Consider the following 17,839-nt stretch of genomic DNA (forward strand, 5'->3'; position numbering starts at 1 on the left):
AAACGTCTCGAAACTCCTGGTCAACAGCCCGCTGGCCGACTATGCAATCGCCCTGGCGGGGACCGGCCCGACAGCCGTGCCGATCCCGATCGCGGCTCCTAGTTTCAGCGCGCCACGTCGTGAAATAGCGGACGTCATGAATCGACTCCTTCTCGCCTGAAGAGGGTGCTCCCGGCACGCTAGGCGGCCGAGGTGGGCTACGACGGATTCCGCATGATCGGCAGCTGAAGAGTGGTGGAACATCGGCGAGCAGGAGGACGGGAGCTCGGGGCGCAAATCCCACACCTGACACGTCCGGATCTCCGGATCGTCCGGAGGAAACTGGCACTGCTGGGGAGCCCCTTGCGAGCCGCTATCACTTCCGATACAAATTGGACAGCGTGCTCAGCGCGTCGGGACAACGGCCAAAGTGATCCGCCTACCTCATGGAGGCACTTCCGTGGCATTGACGCCGGCGGCTGGCTCCGGGTGCAACGCATCGTCGGCTCCGCCGCCACGAATCCATTCCCCGCGGCCGGTTAATTCCGAGGTCGAGTGGGACAGCTTCGATCCTCTGGCGTACGTTCGGCACAACTACTCGGTACTGCGCGCCGACGATCACGAAATTCTCTGCCGCCTCAGGGACTTCTTCGCCGGCACGAAACTGTCGGACGCACGCTGCGTCGACGTGGGTTCGGGTGCGAATCTCTACCCGGTGCTCTCCATCCTGCCGTTCGCGCGCACGGTGGACCTGTGCGAATGGTCGACCTCCAACGTGAGCTGGCTGCGCACCCAGGTCGACAGCTACGACGAGCTCTGGGACCCGTACTGGCAGGTGTGCACGGAACATCCGGCGTACGCGGCGCTGGCCGAGCCACGCCGGCGCCTGGCGCAGGTGGGCCGGGTGCGGAGGGTCAACGTCTTCGACCTGCCGAGGCACGCCTGGGACGCGGGCACGATGTTCTTCGTGGCCTGCTCGATCTCGGCCGACCGGGCCGAGAGCGAGCACGCGATCGGCCGGTTTCTCGACGCGTTACGGCCCGGCTCCCCGTTCGCCGCGGCGTTCATGCTCGGCTCCCACGGCTACAGCGTCGGCCCGCGTCGGTTCCCGGCCGTGCGGCTGCAGCGCGCCGAGGTGGCGGCGAGCCTCGCGACCGGCGCGTACGACCTGGACCTCCACGAGGTGTGGCCCAAGCCGCCTCTGCGCGACGGGCACCTGAGCATGCTGCTGGCCACCGGCCGTGCCCGCGACGACTGACGCCGCCGCACCCACCTCGGGTCGCCGACACACGGGGCATCGAAGCCGTTCACGCGGCACTCGGTCCGGATGGATACGATGAGGAACGCACCTCACCGTGGATCATCCTGTGCAAGGCAACACCAGTTCCGAGTCGACGACTACAGCAGACGGCGGTGAACCATGCGGATACAGCCGCGCCAGGAGATCCTCGACATCTGGCGGGCCACGGTACGCAGTTGCTGGCAGAACGGTGAATGGCACTGGGGCGGCCGGAGCGGCAGCAACTCCATCAGCGACGCCGAGCAGCTGCTGACGCTGCTGCTGCCGGCGACCAAGGTTCCGGTGCTGTCGCTCGACGACCCGGACCGCACCGACGAGGAGATCCTCGAGGCGCTCAGCGCGATCGGCGGTGCCATCGAGATCCCCCGCCGGCTGGTCGGCGTGATGACCGACTACTTCACCCGCTACACCGACGACGCCGGCACCCCGGTCTTCAGCGGTGGCAGCTACCTCAACCCGCTCGACGACGGGCCGGACCTCACGGAGGAGCAACGGTCCCTGGACATCGTCGACTCGTTCGCGGTCTCCGTTCCGCTCACCCTGGCGACGATCGGTTTCGTGAAGGTCTACCGTGGCTCCACCCAGCGCCGTGACCTGCTGGCCCAGTTGGACGAGCTGGAGGCCATGGCCAGTGCGCGACTCTCCGCGGCCATGGTCGGGCTGCTGCGCAGCTTCAGTACCTTCGTCTTCACCTCGACCGACGAGTACGGCGCCCGACTGTGCGACATGGTCAACCAGGACGAGTTGCCCCGCCGTGAGGTCGTGGCGGCGCTGCGCGATCAGCTCCGGGACACCATGGCCAGCCTGCGCAGCGTGGTGATCGGATCCGGCCGGGTGAACGAGGATCTGGACAACAGCGAGATGCTGTTCGAGTGCGGCTGGTCCTGGGGGATCATCTCCGGCGCCGAGGAGGTGCCCACCAGCGAGCCGATCGGTCGACAGCGCGAGGGCTCGGCGGAGAACGCTCCCTACCTCTACTTCACGGTCATCGCGATGGACGCCATCGAGGACCTGAACTCCGAACGCACCCGGTTGCTCGGGCTGCTCAACGAGGAGCAGCAGCGCCTGTCCCGGGCGCTGCAACTCCGCTGGGAGCTGACCCGGACGTACTGGGCGACCGTGGCGACGTTCGACAACCGGCGGCGGTGGCCCATCGAGGACGTCCCGTGGCGGACCACCGACGGCGACCGGACCGACTACTACACCCTGCAGGCCACCTCGCTCGCCGTGAAGGGTCTGATCGCCGGCGGACGCGGCGCCGACGAGGAGCTCGGGCGGATCGCCGCCGTCCTGGTGGAGCTGGCCCAGCGGGCCCGGATCACCCGGCGCGCCGCCCCGCACGAGGCGGCGCTGACCGTGCACGCGCCGGGCAAGCGGGTGACCCTCAACGACGACACGTCAAAGCCGATCATGGCGTGGAACGTCAACGAGTTCTCCACCGTGCTGCTCCAACGGGCGGCCACCGTCGCCGGCCTGCTCAACAACGCCAGGCGGCGCAGCGAGCTGCTCGAACTGGCCGACGAGGTGTGGGATCACCTGCTGCTGCGGCGCATCCCGGACGGCCAGCACGGGGGGCTGTGGGATCACGCCGGCGGGGCCTTCCCCGGGCTGGCGCCGGTGCCGGAGGCGCCCTCCTGGTATCTGACGGAGCGGGTGGTGCAGGCGCTGGTGAGCGCCGGCCAGTTGCTGTGGGAGCGGCCGTTCCCCCGGGCCGGCCGGCTCGCCGGGTACGCCCAGGACCTGATCGACGAGGCCGAGTACCTGTTCGACCGGGAGCTGATGCGGGGCACGTTCGCCGGCACGACGATGCAGCGCAGCATGCGCAGCATCCGGGCCAGCCTACGCTGGGCCCAGTCGCTGGTGGACGAGCGCCCCGGCACGGCCGCCGCCCTGGCCAACAATCTCCTGCTGCTGCTCAACGACATCACCACCGGGCAGCAGAAGGCCAGCGAGGGGATCTGAATGCTGGTCTTCGTCACCTCCCACAAGGGCGGCACCGGGCGCTCGGTGACCGCGGCGAACATCGCCTACCGCAGTGCACTGTCCGGCCGTCCCACCTGCTACCTGGACTACGACTTCGGCTCGCCGACGGCCGGCATCACGTTCCAGATCCCGCAGGCGACCAACGGGATCGAGGGCGCCGGGCCCAACGGCGGCGGCCTGCACCGGTACCTGCGCGGGGAGATCCCCTCCCCGGAGCAGCTGGACGTGTGGGCCACCTCGGAGCGGTCCAGCCTGCGCCAGCGCCCCGCCGGCTCCGGCTCGCTGGTGCTGCTCCCCGGGCAGCGCAACGGCAGCGAGTTCGGCTTCACCAACGACATCGCCAAGCGCTGCGCCGAGCTGTTCCTCCGGCTCGAGGAGGAGTTCGACCTCACCCTCGTGGATCTCAGCGCCGGCCGGTCGTACGCCAGCCAGATCGCCCTGGCCGCCACCGCCACCTCGACCATGCGCAAGGTGAACGCCCGCTGGCTGGTCTTCCACCGGTGGACCCCCCAGCACGTCACCGCCGCCGCGGACCTGGCCTTCGAAGCCGGCGGGATCCTCGCCATGGGCAAGGAGTACGGCCACGAGCCCGACCGGCTGCGGGAGTCACTCCGGTTCATCCGCACCGCGGTGATCAACCCGCGCGGCCCTGAGGTCGGCCACCTCGACCTCGCGCAACAGGCCTTCCTGCGCAAGTGCGACGCGGAGCTGTCGGAACTGGCCCGGCGGCGCGGCACCGGACGCACGACGCTGCTCGGCGCGGTACCGCTGGACCCGCTGCTGCAGTGGCGCGAGCAGCTCATCTCGGACCACGACGTGCAGACCAAGATCGCCAACGCCAGGACCGTGGACGCCTTCGTGGAACTTACCGAGAAACTCTTCGACGACACCGCATGGGAGACCGTGTGATAACCGTGGATGTCAGGTTCCAGGAGGCAGCCGCAGTGCGTCGCACGGAGTCCGTGCCCTACTCACACCTGTCCGTGGAGCTGGGGCACGTCTACGCGGAGGACTTCGGCGACGACGGCCGGGAGCTGCGACGCAAGTTCGAGCGGATCGCGGACTGGGCCCAGGCGATCCCGGCGCTGGCCCGTCGCGGGCTGCGTCCGCACCGGCAGCCCCGGGTCAGCACGTGCTTCCTGGTGGACGACTACTTCCACCGGTTCGGTAACCCGCGGGAGGTGATCCCGCAGGTGCAGGCCGCCGCGGCGGCGCACGACCTGGTGCTCGACTACGTCGCCCGGGAGTCCTGTTTCGCCCGGCACGACAACGTCGAGCTGGCCCAACTGGTGGTCGACACGCTGGTGGTGGAGCCACCCCGGCACACCACCGGAAGCCGCCCGCCGCTGAGCGAGTCGGGCTGGCTGTCCAACGGCCAGCGCTCGCCGCTGCCGGTGCACGCCGGCGCGCCGGCGATGACCCTGCCGCTGCCGTGGTCCCCGCCGCTGCAGTCCGGGGATCCGCGGCACTCCATCTTCGTCGACATCGAGCTGTGGTCCGACGAGCCGAACGGCCGGGTGTGGGCCTGCGCGCTGCTCGCCTCCGTGTGGCAGATGACCCGGCTGGGCGTGCTGCGGCACCGCGGCGAGACCGTCGCCCAGCCGTACCGGCTGCCGCCCGGCGAGCTGCTGCCCACCGACTGGGACGAACTGCCGGCGATCGTCCAGTTGAACCCGGTCGCCGCGCCGTTCTGCGCGTACCGCACGGTGACCCTGATGGACACCCGCTACCTGCCCGTGGAGCTGGCCGTGCGGACCATCCTCGGTCAGGTGGCGGTGCCACCGGCGGTCGCCGAACAGGTCGCCCAGCGAGCCCGCGGCGAGGGCCTGCAGCTGCCCAGCGAGCTGGTCGACCGGTTGAGCTACGTGTTCATCGGCGAGTGAGCCTGGTCGGCACGGGCGCGGCTGGTTGACCCGACCCGGTCGGCCAGCTCGCGCAGCAGGGTCATGTTGCCCACGGTGATCTGGTCCCGGATCCAGTTGACCGACGCCTTCCACTGCCGGCTGAAGCCCGGCACCTGCTCCAGCTGATCCCAGATCGGCCGCAGCCGTGGGTCCACCCGCGCTCCGGGCAGCCACAGGTGCAGCAGGTGCTCCAGCACCGGCCGCAGCCGCTCGATGTGCTCCTGCCTCGGGACCGCCCGGGTAACCGCCGCCTCCTGCAGCGCGGACAGCGTGGTGAGCAGCCAGTCGTGCAGGGCGAGATCCTCGCAGAACCCGGCCACCGCGGCCAGCACGTCGGGAGAACCCACCTCCAGCTTGACGGTGCGTACCGTCGGCGAGTCCACCGCGACCACCGCGCGGCCGGCCGCGCCCGGCCGCTGGTCGAGCTGCGCGGCCCAGCGCAGCCGGGTGCGCGCCGCGCGCAGCGGCGGCCGCCGGTCCAGCAGCTCGGACATCTGTACGCCGTCGAGCACCCGGCCGGTGATCGCCGCCAGGTTCAGCACGTCGGCCGCGTTGCCGTACAGGAAGCCCGCGGCCAGGTCCGCCGCGTCCAGCTTGCCGACCGTCTCGAGCACGCCCGGACTGGCCAGGTAGTGCGACCACGGCCGGCGGCGTTCCCCCGCCACGACCTGGACGGTCGAGGAGGCCTGCACGATCCGACCGCCGGTGATGATGGCCCGGGTGACCACGGCGCCCACCCCGCGTAGCTGCCGGTTCTTGGCGCTGGGCAGCCAGCAGTCCACCCCGGTACGGACGTCGGGCGACACCGCGTACAGCGAGGGGCGCCGCGACGTCAGCACGGCCTCTCCCTCCACCAGGCTGAGCACCTCGGAGCTCTGCTCCTGCGCCAACGCCGTGCTGTGCTGCAGCAGGCTGGTGTGCACCTCACCCACCATGAGCATGGCTTCCTCCGCATCGCCGCCACCGGGCCGCGGTCGCCCCGCGGAATCCGCTCCCCATGGTGATTGACGTACGCCGCACCGGCCCCCACCGACACGAATCCGCTACGGGGCTGCCGGCAGATCGACAGGTCTCCTCCGGCCCGCGCCCGGATCCGGATCCGTTTCGCGGCCATCATAGGCCCACCGGTGCGGCGAACGGCGTCTGCGGCGGGCGCGTTCGCGGGCCCGTCGGATGTGAAGGTGGCTGATATTTTGAATGGTGCGGTCCCAGCCACCCCTGGAGTTTGCCGTCCATGAAGGTCTACATATCGGCCACCCAAAAGGATCTGCTGGAATATCGAGCGGCCGTGCACGCGGCGGCTCGTCGCCTCGAGATCGAGGACGTGGCCATGGAGGCGTACAGCGCCGACATCCGGCCACCGCTGGAACGCTGCCTGGCCGACGTGCGCCGGTGTGACCTCTACGTGGGGCTCTTCGCCTGGCGGTACGGGTTCCGGCCGGCCGGGCAGAAGTCCTCGATCACCGAACTGGAGTACCGGGAAGCGCTGGCCGCCGGGAAGCCGTGCCTGATCTTCCTGCTGGCCGAGGACACGCCCTGGCCGGTCGACATGATCGACCGGGACGCCGACTGGAAACAGATCGTCGCGCTGCGCCGGGAGCTCAAGGAGCGCCACCTGTGCGCCTTCTTCACCAGTGTGGACGACCTCGCGGCCAAGGTGACCGTGGCCCTGGCCGACATGCGCAGTGGCCGGTCCCCGGCCCGCGAGCCCGGCGACCCGGACACCCACCTGCCGGAGAGCGTGCGCAACCAGTATCAGCGGCAGCTGCGGCAGATGTACCAGGCCGTGCCCCTGGACGCCGTCGCGCCGCGCCCCACCGTCGGATACCTCACGGTCGGCCTGCCGAACGTGTTCGTCGAACCGAGGGTGCATGAGGACGCCCGGCCGGAAATGCCGTTGGCCTGGTGGCGCTGGGCCGGCTCCACTCCGGGCGGCGACGCCGGCGGACTGCCCGGCGTGGTGGACCCGGAGGAGGTGGAGCGACTCTGGGAGGAGTACGCGGCCAAGGACGCACTGGCCCTGTTCGACGTGGTGTGCGATCCGAGCCACCGGGCCGTCGTACTGCTCGGAGACCCCGGCTCCGGCAAGTCGGCGGCGGCGCGGTACCTGGCGCTGGCGCTGGCCGGCGTCTGCACCGAGCCCCGGCTGGCGGCGTTGGACCGGCACCTGCCCGTCCTGATCGAGTTGCGCTCGTACTCCACCCACCGTGGCGACGGCCGGTGCGACGGCCTGCTGGACTATGTCGGCCACCGCCGCCAGCAGGGGCTGGCCGGGATCGAGCGGAAAGTGCTGGAGGCGTACCTGCGGCAGGGCGGCCAGGCGCTGTTCCTGTTCGACGGCCTGGACGAGGTGTTCGACCCGGCGCACCGGGAGGAGGTCGCCGCGCAGATCGCCGCCTTCGCCAACGAGTACCCGGGAGTCCGGACGGTCGTCACCTCGCGGGCGGCCGGGTACCGGCGACACACCTTCGCCAACGCCGGCTTCGACCACTTCACGCTCGAGGATCTCGACGACGAGCGGATCGGACGGTTCCTCGGCAACTGGTACCGCCACGTCGTGCCCACCCCGACGGCCGAGGCCGACCGGCAGCAGCGGCAGATCCTCGACGTGGTGCACAGATCCCGGGCGATGCACGAGATCGCCGGCAACCCGCTGCTGCTGACGCTCATGGCCATCGTCGGCCGGGACCATCCGCTGCCGCGCAACCGACGGCGCCTCTACGCGCACGTCGCGGACGTGTTGATCTCCGAATGGGACGTGACCAAGCAACTGCGCGAGAGCCACGGCGACGTACCGCCGCTGGACCCGCAGGCGAAGCTGCGGCTGCTGCGCCACCTGGCGTATCGGATGCAGTGCAGGGACTCCGGGCCGGCGGGCAACTATATTGAATCCGACGAATTGGCGCGCGTCTTCCGGGACCACCTGGTGGAGTTCTACGGCTTCGAGAACGAGCGCGCGCACGCCATGGCCAACTCGATGATCGACAAATTGCGCCAGCGAAGCTTCATCCTGGAGCGGTACGGACTGCACCTGTTCGGGTTCGTGCACCGCACGTTCCTGGAGTTCTTCTGCGCCGAGGAGATCGTGAACAGGTTCGAACACGATCCGAACGCCTGGAGCCTCGAGCAGATGCGCGCGCTGTTCCGAGAGCACTGGGCCGATCCGTCGTGGCGGGAGGTGCTCCGGCTGGTCGCCAGCGCACTGCCCGCCGACGCCGCCAACGATCTGATCACCCTGCTGGCCACCGAGGTCAACCAGCCCTGGCCCCCGCTGAACCTGCCCAGTCCACCCTGGAACCTCGTCCTCGCCGCACAGTGCGTGGCCGAGGCGCCACAGCCGGCCGAGCTGGCCGACGCCGGCGGCGCGGTGCTCCGCCAGGTCGTCCTGCTGGTCGAGCACGGCATCGCCGCCGACGACCCGAACCTGGTCGAGCTCACCGAGCAGGAGCTCCTCTCCTCGATCCGGGCGCTCGGCCCGCACTGGCCGGGCCGGGGCACCTTCCTGCACTGGTACCGCCGCCGGGGCGTACGGACCAGTTGGCGCTCCGGCTCCACGTTCGCCACCCGGGCCGCCGCGGCCCTGTCCACCGCGCAGGAGCAGCTGGAAGAGCTGTTGATCCGGGAACTCGGCGAGCGCCGCGAACGGCAGGCCCGGATCACCCTGGTCGCCGGGCTGGCCGAGGCCGCCGGCCGACAGAACACCACCAGCCGCAGCCACCGGTACTGCCGGGACCTGCTGTTCGCCCAGGCCCGGGCCGAAGGCTCGACCGCCGTACGGCAGGCCGCGGTCCGCGCTCTCGTCACCCACTTCGCCGCCGACACCGACCTCGTCGACGTGCTGCGCAGCCTCGCCGGTTCACCCGATCCCGCGGTGCGCGCGCTCGCCGTGCAGTCCCTCGGCAGCCGGGTCGACTCGGCCGAGGACGTCCGGCGGTTGCTGCTGACCCGGGCCACCGACGACCGGGACAACGCGGTCCGGCGGGCCGCCGCGGCGGTGCTCGCCGCGCGCTGCGCCGACCTGCCGGACGCACCCGAGGCGCTGCAGCGGCTGCTCGCCACCGACACCGACCCCGGCGTGGTGCAGTGCGCGCTGAAGGGCCTGTTGACGCTGCCCGGGTACGCGGAGTCGGCCCGGGCGCGGGCACTGGCGCGGGTGACCGACGACGCCCACGACGAGGTACGCCGGTGCCTGGTGACCGAACTGCCGCCCGGGCAACCCGGCCCGGAGAGCACCGAGCTGCTGCTGAAGCTGGCCGGCTCCGACTCCTCCGCGCGGGTCCGCGCGGTCGCCGTGCAGCGGCTGGCGGTCGCACCTGACCCCGAGGGACGCTGCCAGGACCGGCTGGTCGACCGGCTCGAACAGGACGAGGACGCCTCGGTGCGGGCCGCCGCGGTGACCGCGCTGACCGACCGGTACCGCCCCGACGACACGGGGTGGGCGGTGGTGGCGCACGCGGCACACGCCGACGAGGACGCCACGGTCCGTCTCGCCGCGGTGCGCGCGTTGGCCGAGGCCTACCCGGACCACCGCACCGGGGAGCTGCTGCTGGAGCGGGCCCACCAGGACCCGACCGCCAGACTCCGGCTCGCCGCGGTCGACCTGCTCACCAGCCGCCCGCTGTTCGAGGAGGCCACTCGTGACCTGCTCATCGCCCGGGCCACCGAGGAGCGGGACCCCATCGTCCGGTTGCGGGTCACCCACAGCCTGGCCCGCACCGGAGCGCCGCTGGACGCCGAGGCTCGCGAGTGCCTGGCCGAGCAGGTCCGCCGGGATCCCGACCCGAACGTGCTCCGCGCCGCCGCGCAGGCGCTGGCCGGTGACGGCGAGACCGCCGACCTGGTGGGCACCCTGGGCCGCCGGGCCCGCCGGGACAGCTACGCCGGCATCCGACTGGCCGCCGTGCGGGCCCTCTGCGCGTACGGGAGCACCGACGCGGTGACCGACGTGCTGCTGGAGTGCGTCGAGTCGGACACCGACCCGGCGGTGTTCGACGCGGCGGTGCACTGCCTGACCGAGCGAAGCTCGGTGGCCATGCCCGTCACGCTGCGGCTGATGCGCCGGCTGGCCGATCAGGACCCGGCGATCCGGGCCCGCATCGCCGCCGCGCTCGGCGAGCACTTCGGGGCCGACCCGGAGGTCCGGGTGCTGCTGATGGGCCTGGTCAACGACGATCCGGACCTGGAAGTCCGGCGCCGGGCCGTGGAGCGGCTGGCGGCCATGCCGGCCGACCGGCGGGAGGTACAGGAGCTGCTGATGCGGCTGGTGGACGACGACGACTGGGAGATCCGCCGGACCGCGCTGCTCGCGCTGGCACGCCACTACGGTGCGGACGCCCGGACGCGCGAGGTGCTCGTCCGGCTCGCGCATCAGGAGGACGACGACACGGTACGCCGACTGGCCGCGCAGCTGTTGGCCACGCTCCCCGGGACCGTGCCCGACGACTTCCCGTGACCCTGCCGGACACCTCGCTGGACCGGTCCGGCGCGCGGCGTCGCCGCCCGGACGCTCGTCATCCGGGACGGCACCGGCCACGGTGGGTACGCGCTGCTGCTGCTCAGCACGTGCCGACAATCAGCAGCGGGTCCGGCGGTCAGCCGGCCCCGAAGCAGACGAACGCCGCGGCGGTGGCCCGGGCGGGACCGTCGTCGGCCACGCCGAACGCGCGCTGCGCGTCGGCGAGGGCCCGCGCCGGGCGGGCACCCGCCCGCATCCGCCGGTGCAGGTCCAGCATCAGCGCGGTGGTGGGCTCGGCCGGCACCGGCAGCACGGCCGCGATCAGACACCGGGCGCCGAGGGCCAGCAGGACCGCGGTGAACCCCAGGACCTCGTCGCCCGGCCGCACCCCGGTCAGCCCCGAGTCGCAGGCGGACAGCACCACGCAGCCCGGCGGGCGGGCGACCCGCTCCCATTCGTACGCGAACAGCGGCCCGTCGGCCAGCTCCAACGTGGAGAACTGCGGGTTGTCGGCGCGGAAGGTGCCGTGGGCGGCGATGTGCACCAGGCCGGCTCCGTCCAACGCGTCGGTCAGCGCGGTGGCGGTCGCGTCGGTCCCGGTGAGCAGCCGCGCACCCGGCAGCACCGACGCGAGCCGGCGTACCTCGGCGTGCGCGGCCGGCAGGCGCGGGCCGGCGGCCAGGACCGGCGGCCCGGCCGGCGGTTCCCGCCGGTCCGCACCGAGCCAGGCGGCGGCCGAGGGCGCGACCGCGACCGCGCGCCCCGCGCAGGTCGGCAGCGCCGACCAGGGCACCGCGTGCAGCGCCCCGACCGGGACGATCACCAGCGCCCGGTCGGCCAGGCGCCGCCGCAGCGGATCGAAGAGCTGGCGGTCCAGGGCCGCCGCCGCGTGCGCGGCTCCGGCCCGCGCGGCGGCCGAGTCTCCGGTGGTGACGAGCCGGCGCAGGGCGAACCGGTGCCGCCGGGCCAGGTCCACCGCGTCGGCGAGCGGGCCGAGGTCGTGCAGGCCGGCCCGGCCGTCGCGGACCAGCACCGCCCGGAGCCGGTCACCGTGGGCCACCAGTTCCACCAGCACCCGGGAGCCGAGCCGCGCGGCCAGGGCCGCCACGTTCGGCGCGACCACCACGACGTCCCCGCCGGGCGCCCGCCGGGCCAGGTCGCGGATGTGCTGCTCCAGCCGGGCCTGCCGGCCGCGCAGGGCGTGCGCGGGCCGGCCGGCCAGCACCTCGTCCTCGAGCAGGCCGCTGACCAGCCTCAGTTCGGCGAGCGCCGCCACCAGGTCGGGGTCGTCGGGCGGCCGGGCCGGCCGCGCCCGCAGCGCGTTGGCCCGCCACCGCTCCGCCCACGCCAGGACCCGCGCCGGTGCGCCCGACCGCACCGCGATGTCCAGGCCCTCGGCCGCCAGTTCCTGCCCGTACGCCCCGCTGTGGGCCCGCAGCTCGGTGGCGCCGAGCGACATGCGGTGCCGGTCGAGCACGGACAGCCCGCGGCGCAGCGCCCGGGCCGCCCCGGGGTCGTCCCCGAGGATCCGGCGGGACAGGGCCAGGGCGTACCAGCCCTGTGCTCGCCGGTCCGCGGTGCCCCGGCGGCGGGCCCGGGCGGCCACCGTCAGGAGGTCCCGGGCCCGGCCGGTGCGTCCCAGCGCGGCGGCCAGCAGGCCGGCCTCGAGCCGGGTGGTCAGTGCCGGACCCCGCCACCCGGTGGCATCGAGCTGGTCGGCGGTACGCACCATCGCGGTGAGCAGCGCCACGGACCGGGCCCCCCGGCGGTGTTCGGCGCGCAGCTCGACGTGCCGGGCGAAGACCGCCCAGGTGCGGCGGCCCTGACGGCGGAACCGGACCCGGGCCGCGGCGGCAGCCTCGGTCGCGGTGTCGAGGTCACCGGCGAGCAGCGCCGCCCGGGCCTGCGCCAGCAACGCCTCGGCGAGATCGGAGGCCAGTCCCCGGCGGCGCAGTGCCTGCACGGCGGCGCGCGCGACCTCGGCCGCATCGTCGACCAGTGGCACCGACAGCAGCAGCTCGAACCGGTCCAGCAGCAGCGCCGGCCGGGGAACGGCGAGCCGCCGGTACTCCTCGTCGACGGCGGCGAAGCAGCGCAGTGCGCCCGCTATGTCGCCGCGCCGGCCCGCCGCGATCCCGCCGTTCCAGCGGGCGTCGGCCGCGGCGAGGTCCAGCCCCAGCCGGTGGAAGGCGTCCGCCGCCTGGGACAGGTCGTCGCCGGAGCCGCCCGCGGCGCCCCGGTGAGCGTTGAGCAGCCCCCGGTTGTTGCGCGCCCGCGCCTCCAGCAGCAGGTCGCCCTCGCGCTGGGCGATCTCGATGGCCAGGCCGTAGTCGCGTACCGCCTCGTCGTAGCGTCCGCGGTAGTGCAGCACCACGCCCCGCTGCATCCGGGCCCGCCCGGCGTCGGCGCCGGTGAGTCGGGGCAGCGCCGCGGTCACGGCCCGCAGCGCCGCGCCGGTGCGGCCGGCGTTGGCCAGCACGTAGCCGAGGCTCATCCGGGCCAACGCCCGGGCCCGCGGCGTGCCGGCGGCCCGCACCGCCCGCCGTAGGTGGCGCAGCGCGCCGGGCAGGTCGTTGAGCTCCCGCAGGGCCAGGCCGACGGCTCGCTCGGCGGTGGAGCGCTCGTCGGCGCCGACGGTGGGCCCGCCGGCGAGCACTCGTCGGGCGATCGCGATCGCCTCGCACGGATAGCGCTGGACGGCGTCGAGCGCCGCCTGGGCCGTCCCGGCACCGGACCCGGTGCTCTCGGGCATGCCCCACAGAGTTCCCCACCGGCGGCCGGGGCGTCAATGCCGGCGAGAGAGTGTCGGGAATCCGCACCGACCGCCCGCGTCATTGACACAGAATGATGCTTTGGAAGAATCGACGGCACCCGGGAAATGTTCCACGCCGGCCAATGGCGGGCGCTTCTGTCGACCGCGTGGAGGACCCGTGCCGCCTGACCATCCCGCCGTGCCGCGCCCGGCCGGCCGACTGTCCCGACGGCGGCTGCTGGCCGCGTCCGCGCTCGCCGCTGCGGCGTCGTTCGGCGCCGGGTCCCGCCCGCTCCCGGCACGCGCCGACGGCGCGGACGACGACGCCTACCAACGGGCGTTCGACGAGGCACTGGCCGCCGACGAGAACGTCCGCCGGCACACCGTCCAGGGCCGGGAGTTCCTCTACCGGCCCCGGCAACTGCTCGCCGCCGACGCCGACGCCAAGCGGGTCGTCGGCTGGCTACGCACCCACGGTTACCCGGCGGTCCCGGGGCCGGGCTTCGCCGGCGTCACCCGGCTGCTGTTGGAAAAGGAGACCGAGGTCCCCGCGCTCGTGACGAAGCTGCGGGACCCCGAGCAGTGGCCCGGCCAGCCGGTGCCGAAGGTGCAGCCGCACCACGTGCTGCTGGGCCTGGGCAACATCATGGGCAACCCGGGTGGTCCGCCCTACGCGGTGGTCGCGCTGCCGCCGCCCGACAAGGCCCGGCTCGGCGAGGGCGCGGGCGTAACGGTCGGGGTCTGCGACACCGGCATCTGGGTGAAGGCCGACGGCTACCACCCGCAGTGGCTCGGCGGGGCGTACGTGCCGGAGGCCGACGACGAGGATCCGCTGTACGTGCGCGCCGACGTGCTCGCCCCGCAGGGCGGCCACGGCACGTTCGTCGCCGGCGTGGTGCGTCAGGCCGCGCCCGGCGTACGCGTCGACCCGGAGCAGGCGCTGAACTCCACCGGGATCGGGGACGAGGCTTCGGTGGTGGCGGCCATGGGCCGGCTCGCGCCGGAGGTGGCCGTGATCAACCTGTCCCTGGGCGGGTTCACCCAGGACGACCGGCCGTCGCTGCCGCTGGCCAACGCCGTGGCCGCGCTGCCCGCGACCAGCGCCGTCGTCGCGGCCGCGGGCAACGCCGGCACCAGCCGACCCGTCTGGCCGGCCGCGCTGGCCCGGGTCGTCGCGGTCGCGGCGGTCACCGAGGGCCCCGAGGGCGTGGTGCCGGCCACGTACAGCGGTTTCGGGTCGTGGGTGGACGCCTGCGCGGTCGGCGAGCGCGACAGCACGTACGTCGAGGGCCAGTTGCCGCTGCCGGGCCGGCCGACCCGCGTGTTCCACGGCTTCGCCGCCTGGGCGGGCACCTCGTTCGCCACGGCGTACGTCGCTGGCCGGCTCGCCGCCCTGATGACCGCCCGCGGGCTGAGCGCCGACGAGGCGCGGTGGGCGCTGCTGGCGGCGCCCCGCTGGCACCCCGACTACGGCGTGCTCGTCCCATGAGCGAGCGTCAGCGAGCGAATCATCGGTGCGGTGGGGTGGTGCCTCATGCCGACGCCGAGCGTAGCGAGGTGGCGGCATGAGCGAGCGTCAGCGAGCGAATCATCGGTGCGGTGGCACGGAGACCGACCGGAGCGCGACCAGCCTGGTGACCGCCGCGGCGGGCGGGGACGAGTCGGCGTGGGCGGAGCTGGTCCGTCGGTACACGCCGCTCGTCTACTCGGTGATCCGCTCGTACGACCTGAGCCGCGCCGACGCCGCCGACGTCAACCAGACCGTCTGGCTGCGCCTGGTGGAGCACCTGGGCCGGGTGCGGGACCCGCAGGCCCTCGCGGCCTGGCTGTCCACCACGACCCGGCGCGAGTGCCAGCGGCTGTCCCGCCTCGGCCGGCGCACCCAGCCCTTCGACCCGTACGACGACGCGCTCGGCGCGTACCACGATCTCGCCCGCGCGGCGGACGCGGCGGCCCCCGACGAGGAACTGCTGCGCGCGGAGCGGCGGCAGGCGCTGCGGGAGGGTTTCGCGCAGTTGCCGCCGCGCTGCCAGGAGCTGCTTTCCCTGTTGACCGCCGATCCGCCGGCCAGCTACCGGGAAATCGCCGAACGGCTGGGGGTGCCGATCGGTAGCATCGGGCCGACCCAGGCCCGCTGTCTGCGCCGGCTGCGCGAGTGCCCGGCCCTGGCCCCGTTCCTCAGGGCGCCGGCGACCGGCCCGACCGGAGGTGAACGCGATGGAACCGTGGCCGCCGGTCGATGACGACGCCCTGACGGCCGAGCTGGGCGCGGCGCTGTGGAACACCGGGCCGGTGCCGGAGGAGTTCCTCACCGCGGCCCGGGCGGCGTTCGCCTGGCGGCATGTGGACACCGACCTGGCGCTCGCCGAGCTGATGTTCGACTCGGCGTGCGACGCCGAGCCGGCGGGGTTGACCCGGTCGTCCGGCGCCACGCGGACGCTGTCGTTCCGCAGCGGCCCGGTGGTGCTGGAGATCGAGGTGACCGACGACGGGATCGTCGGCCAGCTCTCCCCGCCCCGCGGCGGCCGGGTCAGCGCGCAGACCGCCGCCGGCACGTACGACGAGGCGCCGGTCGACGCGGTGGGCTTCTTCTCGCTGAGTGCTCCCCCACCCGGCCCGGTCCGGCTGCGCGCCCGCACCGACAGGTACGCGGTGGCCACCGCCTGGGTATCGCTGCGCTGACGCCGTCGTCGGACGCACGACGGCGCGGGGGTCGCGGGCCTAGGTGTCCAGCCGTGCCGGGAGGCCGGACGCGGCGACCACGCTCGGCGCCTCGAACGCGTCGATCGCGGCAAGGAGGCCGGCCTGCGGGCGGAGCACGATCAGCGCGAAGGAGCGGAACGCGGGGTCGCCGGCGCCGCGGAAGGCCGGACCGGCATCTACGCCTCGGCCATGGCCGACTGGAACGACGCCGTCGCTCGCGGGACCGCCCACTGGGGCGACCTGAACGCACCCCGTGGCGCCCTCGTCTTCTGGAACATCAGCTCCTCGGCTGGAGCTGGCCGAACTTCTGGCCCCGGACGGGCGGCGGGCGCAGATTCGCCGCCCGCCGAGAGCGCCACCAGCACCGTGCGGGCGGGGGCTCCCATGGCGCGCCGCCGACAAGTACTCTCCCCGGCGGAGAGGAACGCGATGATCAGTCGTCGAAAGTTGATCGCCACCGGCCTGGGCGTGACAGCCGGCCTGGTGACGGCAGGTTGCAAGGAGAAGTCCCCGTCCGACGCCGCGTGGTCGCAGCCCGGACAGCTCGCGGAGAGCGCGCCCGCGGAGGAGGTGCGGGTGAGCGTCACGCCGGCCGCCGACGCCAAGAAGGTGTCGCCGCTCGAACAGGTCGTCGTGACGGCCGAGGGCGGCACGCTCAAGGACGTCTCGGTGGCCGCGGGCGGCAAGACCGTCGCTGGCAAGCTGGGCGACGACCAGACCTGGCGGTCGACCGGCAAGCTGGCCTACGGCAAGACCTACACGGTCACCGTGTCGGTGGCCGACTCGGCCGGCGCGCTGACCGAGCACAAGAGCACCTTCAGCACCATCAAGCCGTCCGGGGTCGCCGCCGTCACCTTCCAGGCCAACGCGCTGACCGCCCTGAAGGCCGGCGGCACGTACGGCGTCGGCCAGCCGGTGATGGTGAACTTCAGCAAGCCGGTCAAGAACCGCGCCGAGGCCGAGAAGGCGATGCTGGTGGAGACCACGCCGGCCGTCGAGGGACGATGGCGCTGGATCGACGACCGGAACGCGCACTGGCGGCCGGCCAAGTACTGGGCCTCCGGCACGAAGATCTCGGTGAAGGTCAACCTCTTCGGTCGGGATCTCGGCAAGGGGGTCTACGGCGGCGCCAACGCCGGCACGAACTTCAGCATCGGGCCGTCCCGGATCGCCATCGCCGACGCCGAGTCCCACCGCATGAAGGTCTACATCGACGGCAGGATGGTGCGGGACATCCCGATCAGCATGGGCAAGGGCGGCACCACCCGGGGCACGAACGGTGAGCTCATCAACTACTGGACCCGTTCCGGCCCGCACGTGGTGATGACCCGGGAGCCCTCGCACCGGATGACCTCGTCCAGCTACGGGGTCGCCGACCCGAAGGATCCCAACTACTACGACGAGGTCATCCAGCTCTGCCTGCGGATCTCGTACTCCGGCGAGTTCGTCCACATGGCGGACTGGAACATCGGCGCGCAGGGCAACCGGAACACCTCGCACGGCTGCATCAACGTCGGGCCCGCCCACGCCCGATGGTTCTACGACACGTTCCGCCTCGGTGACGTGGTCGACGTACGCAACACCCCGCGACGGATGGGGCTCACCGACGGGGTGGGCGACTGGACCATCCCGTGGGACAAGTGGTGATCCGCGGGTAGCGCCACGGCCCCGAGGAGCTCACTCGGCGAGCTCCTCGGGGCGTCGCGGCGGCGACGCGGCGCATGCGCGGTGCTGCCTCATCTCCCGGGACGGCACCCGGATGA

Annotated in this window: 12 protein-coding genes; 9 read left to right on the plus strand and 3 right to left on the minus strand. The window is 73.1% G+C overall.

Annotation, left to right across the window (positions count from 1 at the left end; all coding sequences use genetic code 11):
• Positions 1-439: 439 nt before the first annotated feature.
• The 4 genes from ABZ570_RS22205 (at position 440) to ABZ570_RS22220 (ending at position 5,145) form a co-directional block, all read left to right on the plus strand.
• Positions 440-1,237, plus strand: coding sequence for an SCO2525 family SAM-dependent methyltransferase (locus ABZ570_RS22205; protein ID WP_358066663.1), 798 nt, complete (start codon positions 440-442; stop codon positions 1,235-1,237).
• Between the two features lie 162 nt (positions 1,238-1,399).
• Positions 1,400-3,241, plus strand: a complete 1,842-nt coding sequence (locus ABZ570_RS22210) for an SCO2524 family protein (protein ID WP_358066666.1) — start codon at positions 1,400-1,402, stop codon at positions 3,239-3,241.
• Complete coding sequence (locus tag ABZ570_RS22215) at positions 3,242-4,171, plus strand: SCO2523 family variant P-loop protein (RefSeq protein WP_358066669.1); 930 nt, start codon at positions 3,242-3,244, stop codon at positions 4,169-4,171. It begins immediately after the preceding gene.
• A gap of 35 nt (positions 4,172-4,206) precedes the next feature.
• Entirely contained in the window at positions 4,207-5,145 is a 939-nt protein-coding gene (locus ABZ570_RS22220; protein ID WP_358066672.1) for an SCO2522 family protein, read from the plus strand.
• Here ABZ570_RS22220 and ABZ570_RS22225 read toward each other — a convergent pair.
• On the minus strand, positions 5,124-6,107 hold the full coding sequence (locus tag ABZ570_RS22225) for an SCO2521 family protein (protein ID WP_358066675.1): 984 nt from the start codon (positions 6,105-6,107) through the stop codon (positions 5,124-5,126). The two genes, ABZ570_RS22220 and ABZ570_RS22225, sit on opposite strands and share 22 nt — an antisense overlap.
• A gap of 293 nt (positions 6,108-6,400) precedes the next feature.
• Here ABZ570_RS22225 and ABZ570_RS22230 point away from each other — a divergent pair, with 293 nt between their 5' ends.
• Positions 6,401-10,618, plus strand: a complete 4,218-nt coding sequence (locus tag ABZ570_RS22230; protein ID WP_358066678.1) for a HEAT repeat domain-containing protein — start codon at positions 6,401-6,403, stop codon at positions 10,616-10,618.
• 139 nt (positions 10,619-10,757) lie between these two features.
• On the opposite strand, the gene ABZ570_RS22235 is transcribed toward ABZ570_RS22230, so the two are convergent.
• Positions 10,758-13,373 carry a CHAT domain-containing protein gene (locus tag ABZ570_RS22235; protein WP_358066681.1) on the minus strand — a complete coding sequence of 872 codons (2,616 nt, stop codon included), beginning with the start codon at positions 13,371-13,373 and terminating at the stop codon, positions 10,758-10,760.
• 178 nt (positions 13,374-13,551) lie between these two features.
• Between ABZ570_RS22235 and ABZ570_RS22240 the strand changes: the two genes are divergently transcribed.
• From ABZ570_RS22240 to ABZ570_RS22250, 3 genes are all read left to right on the plus strand, one after another.
• Positions 13,552-14,862 carry a S8/S53 family peptidase gene (locus ABZ570_RS22240; RefSeq protein ID WP_358066684.1) on the plus strand — a complete coding sequence of 437 codons (1,311 nt, stop codon included), beginning with the start codon at positions 13,552-13,554 and terminating at the stop codon, positions 14,860-14,862.
• A 76-nt stretch (positions 14,863-14,938) separates the two neighbouring features.
• Positions 14,939-15,616, plus strand: a complete 678-nt coding sequence (locus tag ABZ570_RS22245; protein ID WP_358066687.1) for a sigma-70 family RNA polymerase sigma factor — start codon at positions 14,939-14,941, stop codon at positions 15,614-15,616.
• Entirely contained in the window at positions 15,591-16,055 is a 465-nt protein-coding gene (locus tag ABZ570_RS22250) for a hypothetical protein (protein WP_358066690.1), read from the plus strand. The genes ABZ570_RS22245 and ABZ570_RS22250 overlap by 26 nt, the downstream gene beginning before the upstream one ends.
• A gap of 39 nt (positions 16,056-16,094) precedes the next feature.
• On the opposite strand, the gene ABZ570_RS22255 is transcribed toward ABZ570_RS22250, so the two are convergent.
• Positions 16,095-16,307 carry a hypothetical protein gene (locus tag ABZ570_RS22255; protein WP_358066693.1) on the minus strand — a complete coding sequence of 71 codons (213 nt, stop codon included), beginning with the start codon at positions 16,305-16,307 and terminating at the stop codon, positions 16,095-16,097.
• Between the two features lie 198 nt (positions 16,308-16,505).
• On the opposite strand from ABZ570_RS22255, the gene ABZ570_RS22260 reads away from it, so the two are divergent.
• On the plus strand, positions 16,506-17,723 hold the full coding sequence (locus ABZ570_RS22260) for an Ig-like domain-containing protein (RefSeq protein ID WP_358066696.1): 1,218 nt from the start codon (positions 16,506-16,508) through the stop codon (positions 17,721-17,723).
• The last annotated feature ends 116 nt before the right edge of the window (positions 17,724-17,839 follow it).

The sequence above is a fragment of the Micromonospora sp. NPDC007271 genome (assembly GCF_040634005.1).
Lineage (GTDB): Bacteria > Actinomycetota > Actinomycetes > Mycobacteriales > Micromonosporaceae > Micromonospora.

Coding starts and splice junctions, on each gene's coding strand:
- ABZ570_RS22210 (WP_358066666.1), top strand. CDS start 1,400: ATGCGGATACAGCCGCGCCAGGAGATCCTCGACATCTGGCGGGCCACG.
- ABZ570_RS22215 (WP_358066669.1), top strand. CDS start 3,242: ATGCTGGTCTTCGTCACCTCCCACAAGGGCGGCACCGGGCGCTCGGTG.
- ABZ570_RS22225 (WP_358066675.1), bottom strand. CDS start 6,107: ATGCTCATGGTGGGTGAGGTGCACACCAGCCTGCTGCAGCACAGCACG.
- ABZ570_RS22230 (WP_358066678.1), top strand. CDS start 6,401: ATGAAGGTCTACATATCGGCCACCCAAAAGGATCTGCTGGAATATCGA.
- ABZ570_RS22235 (WP_358066681.1), bottom strand. CDS start 13,373: ATGCCCGAGAGCACCGGGTCCGGTGCCGGGACGGCCCAGGCGGCGCTC.
- ABZ570_RS22245 (WP_358066687.1), top strand. CDS start 14,939: ATGAGCGAGCGTCAGCGAGCGAATCATCGGTGCGGTGGCACGGAGACC.
- ABZ570_RS22250 (WP_358066690.1), top strand. CDS start 15,591: ATGGAACCGTGGCCGCCGGTCGATGACGACGCCCTGACGGCCGAGCTG.
- ABZ570_RS22260 (WP_358066696.1), top strand. CDS start 16,506: ATGATCAGTCGTCGAAAGTTGATCGCCACCGGCCTGGGCGTGACAGCC.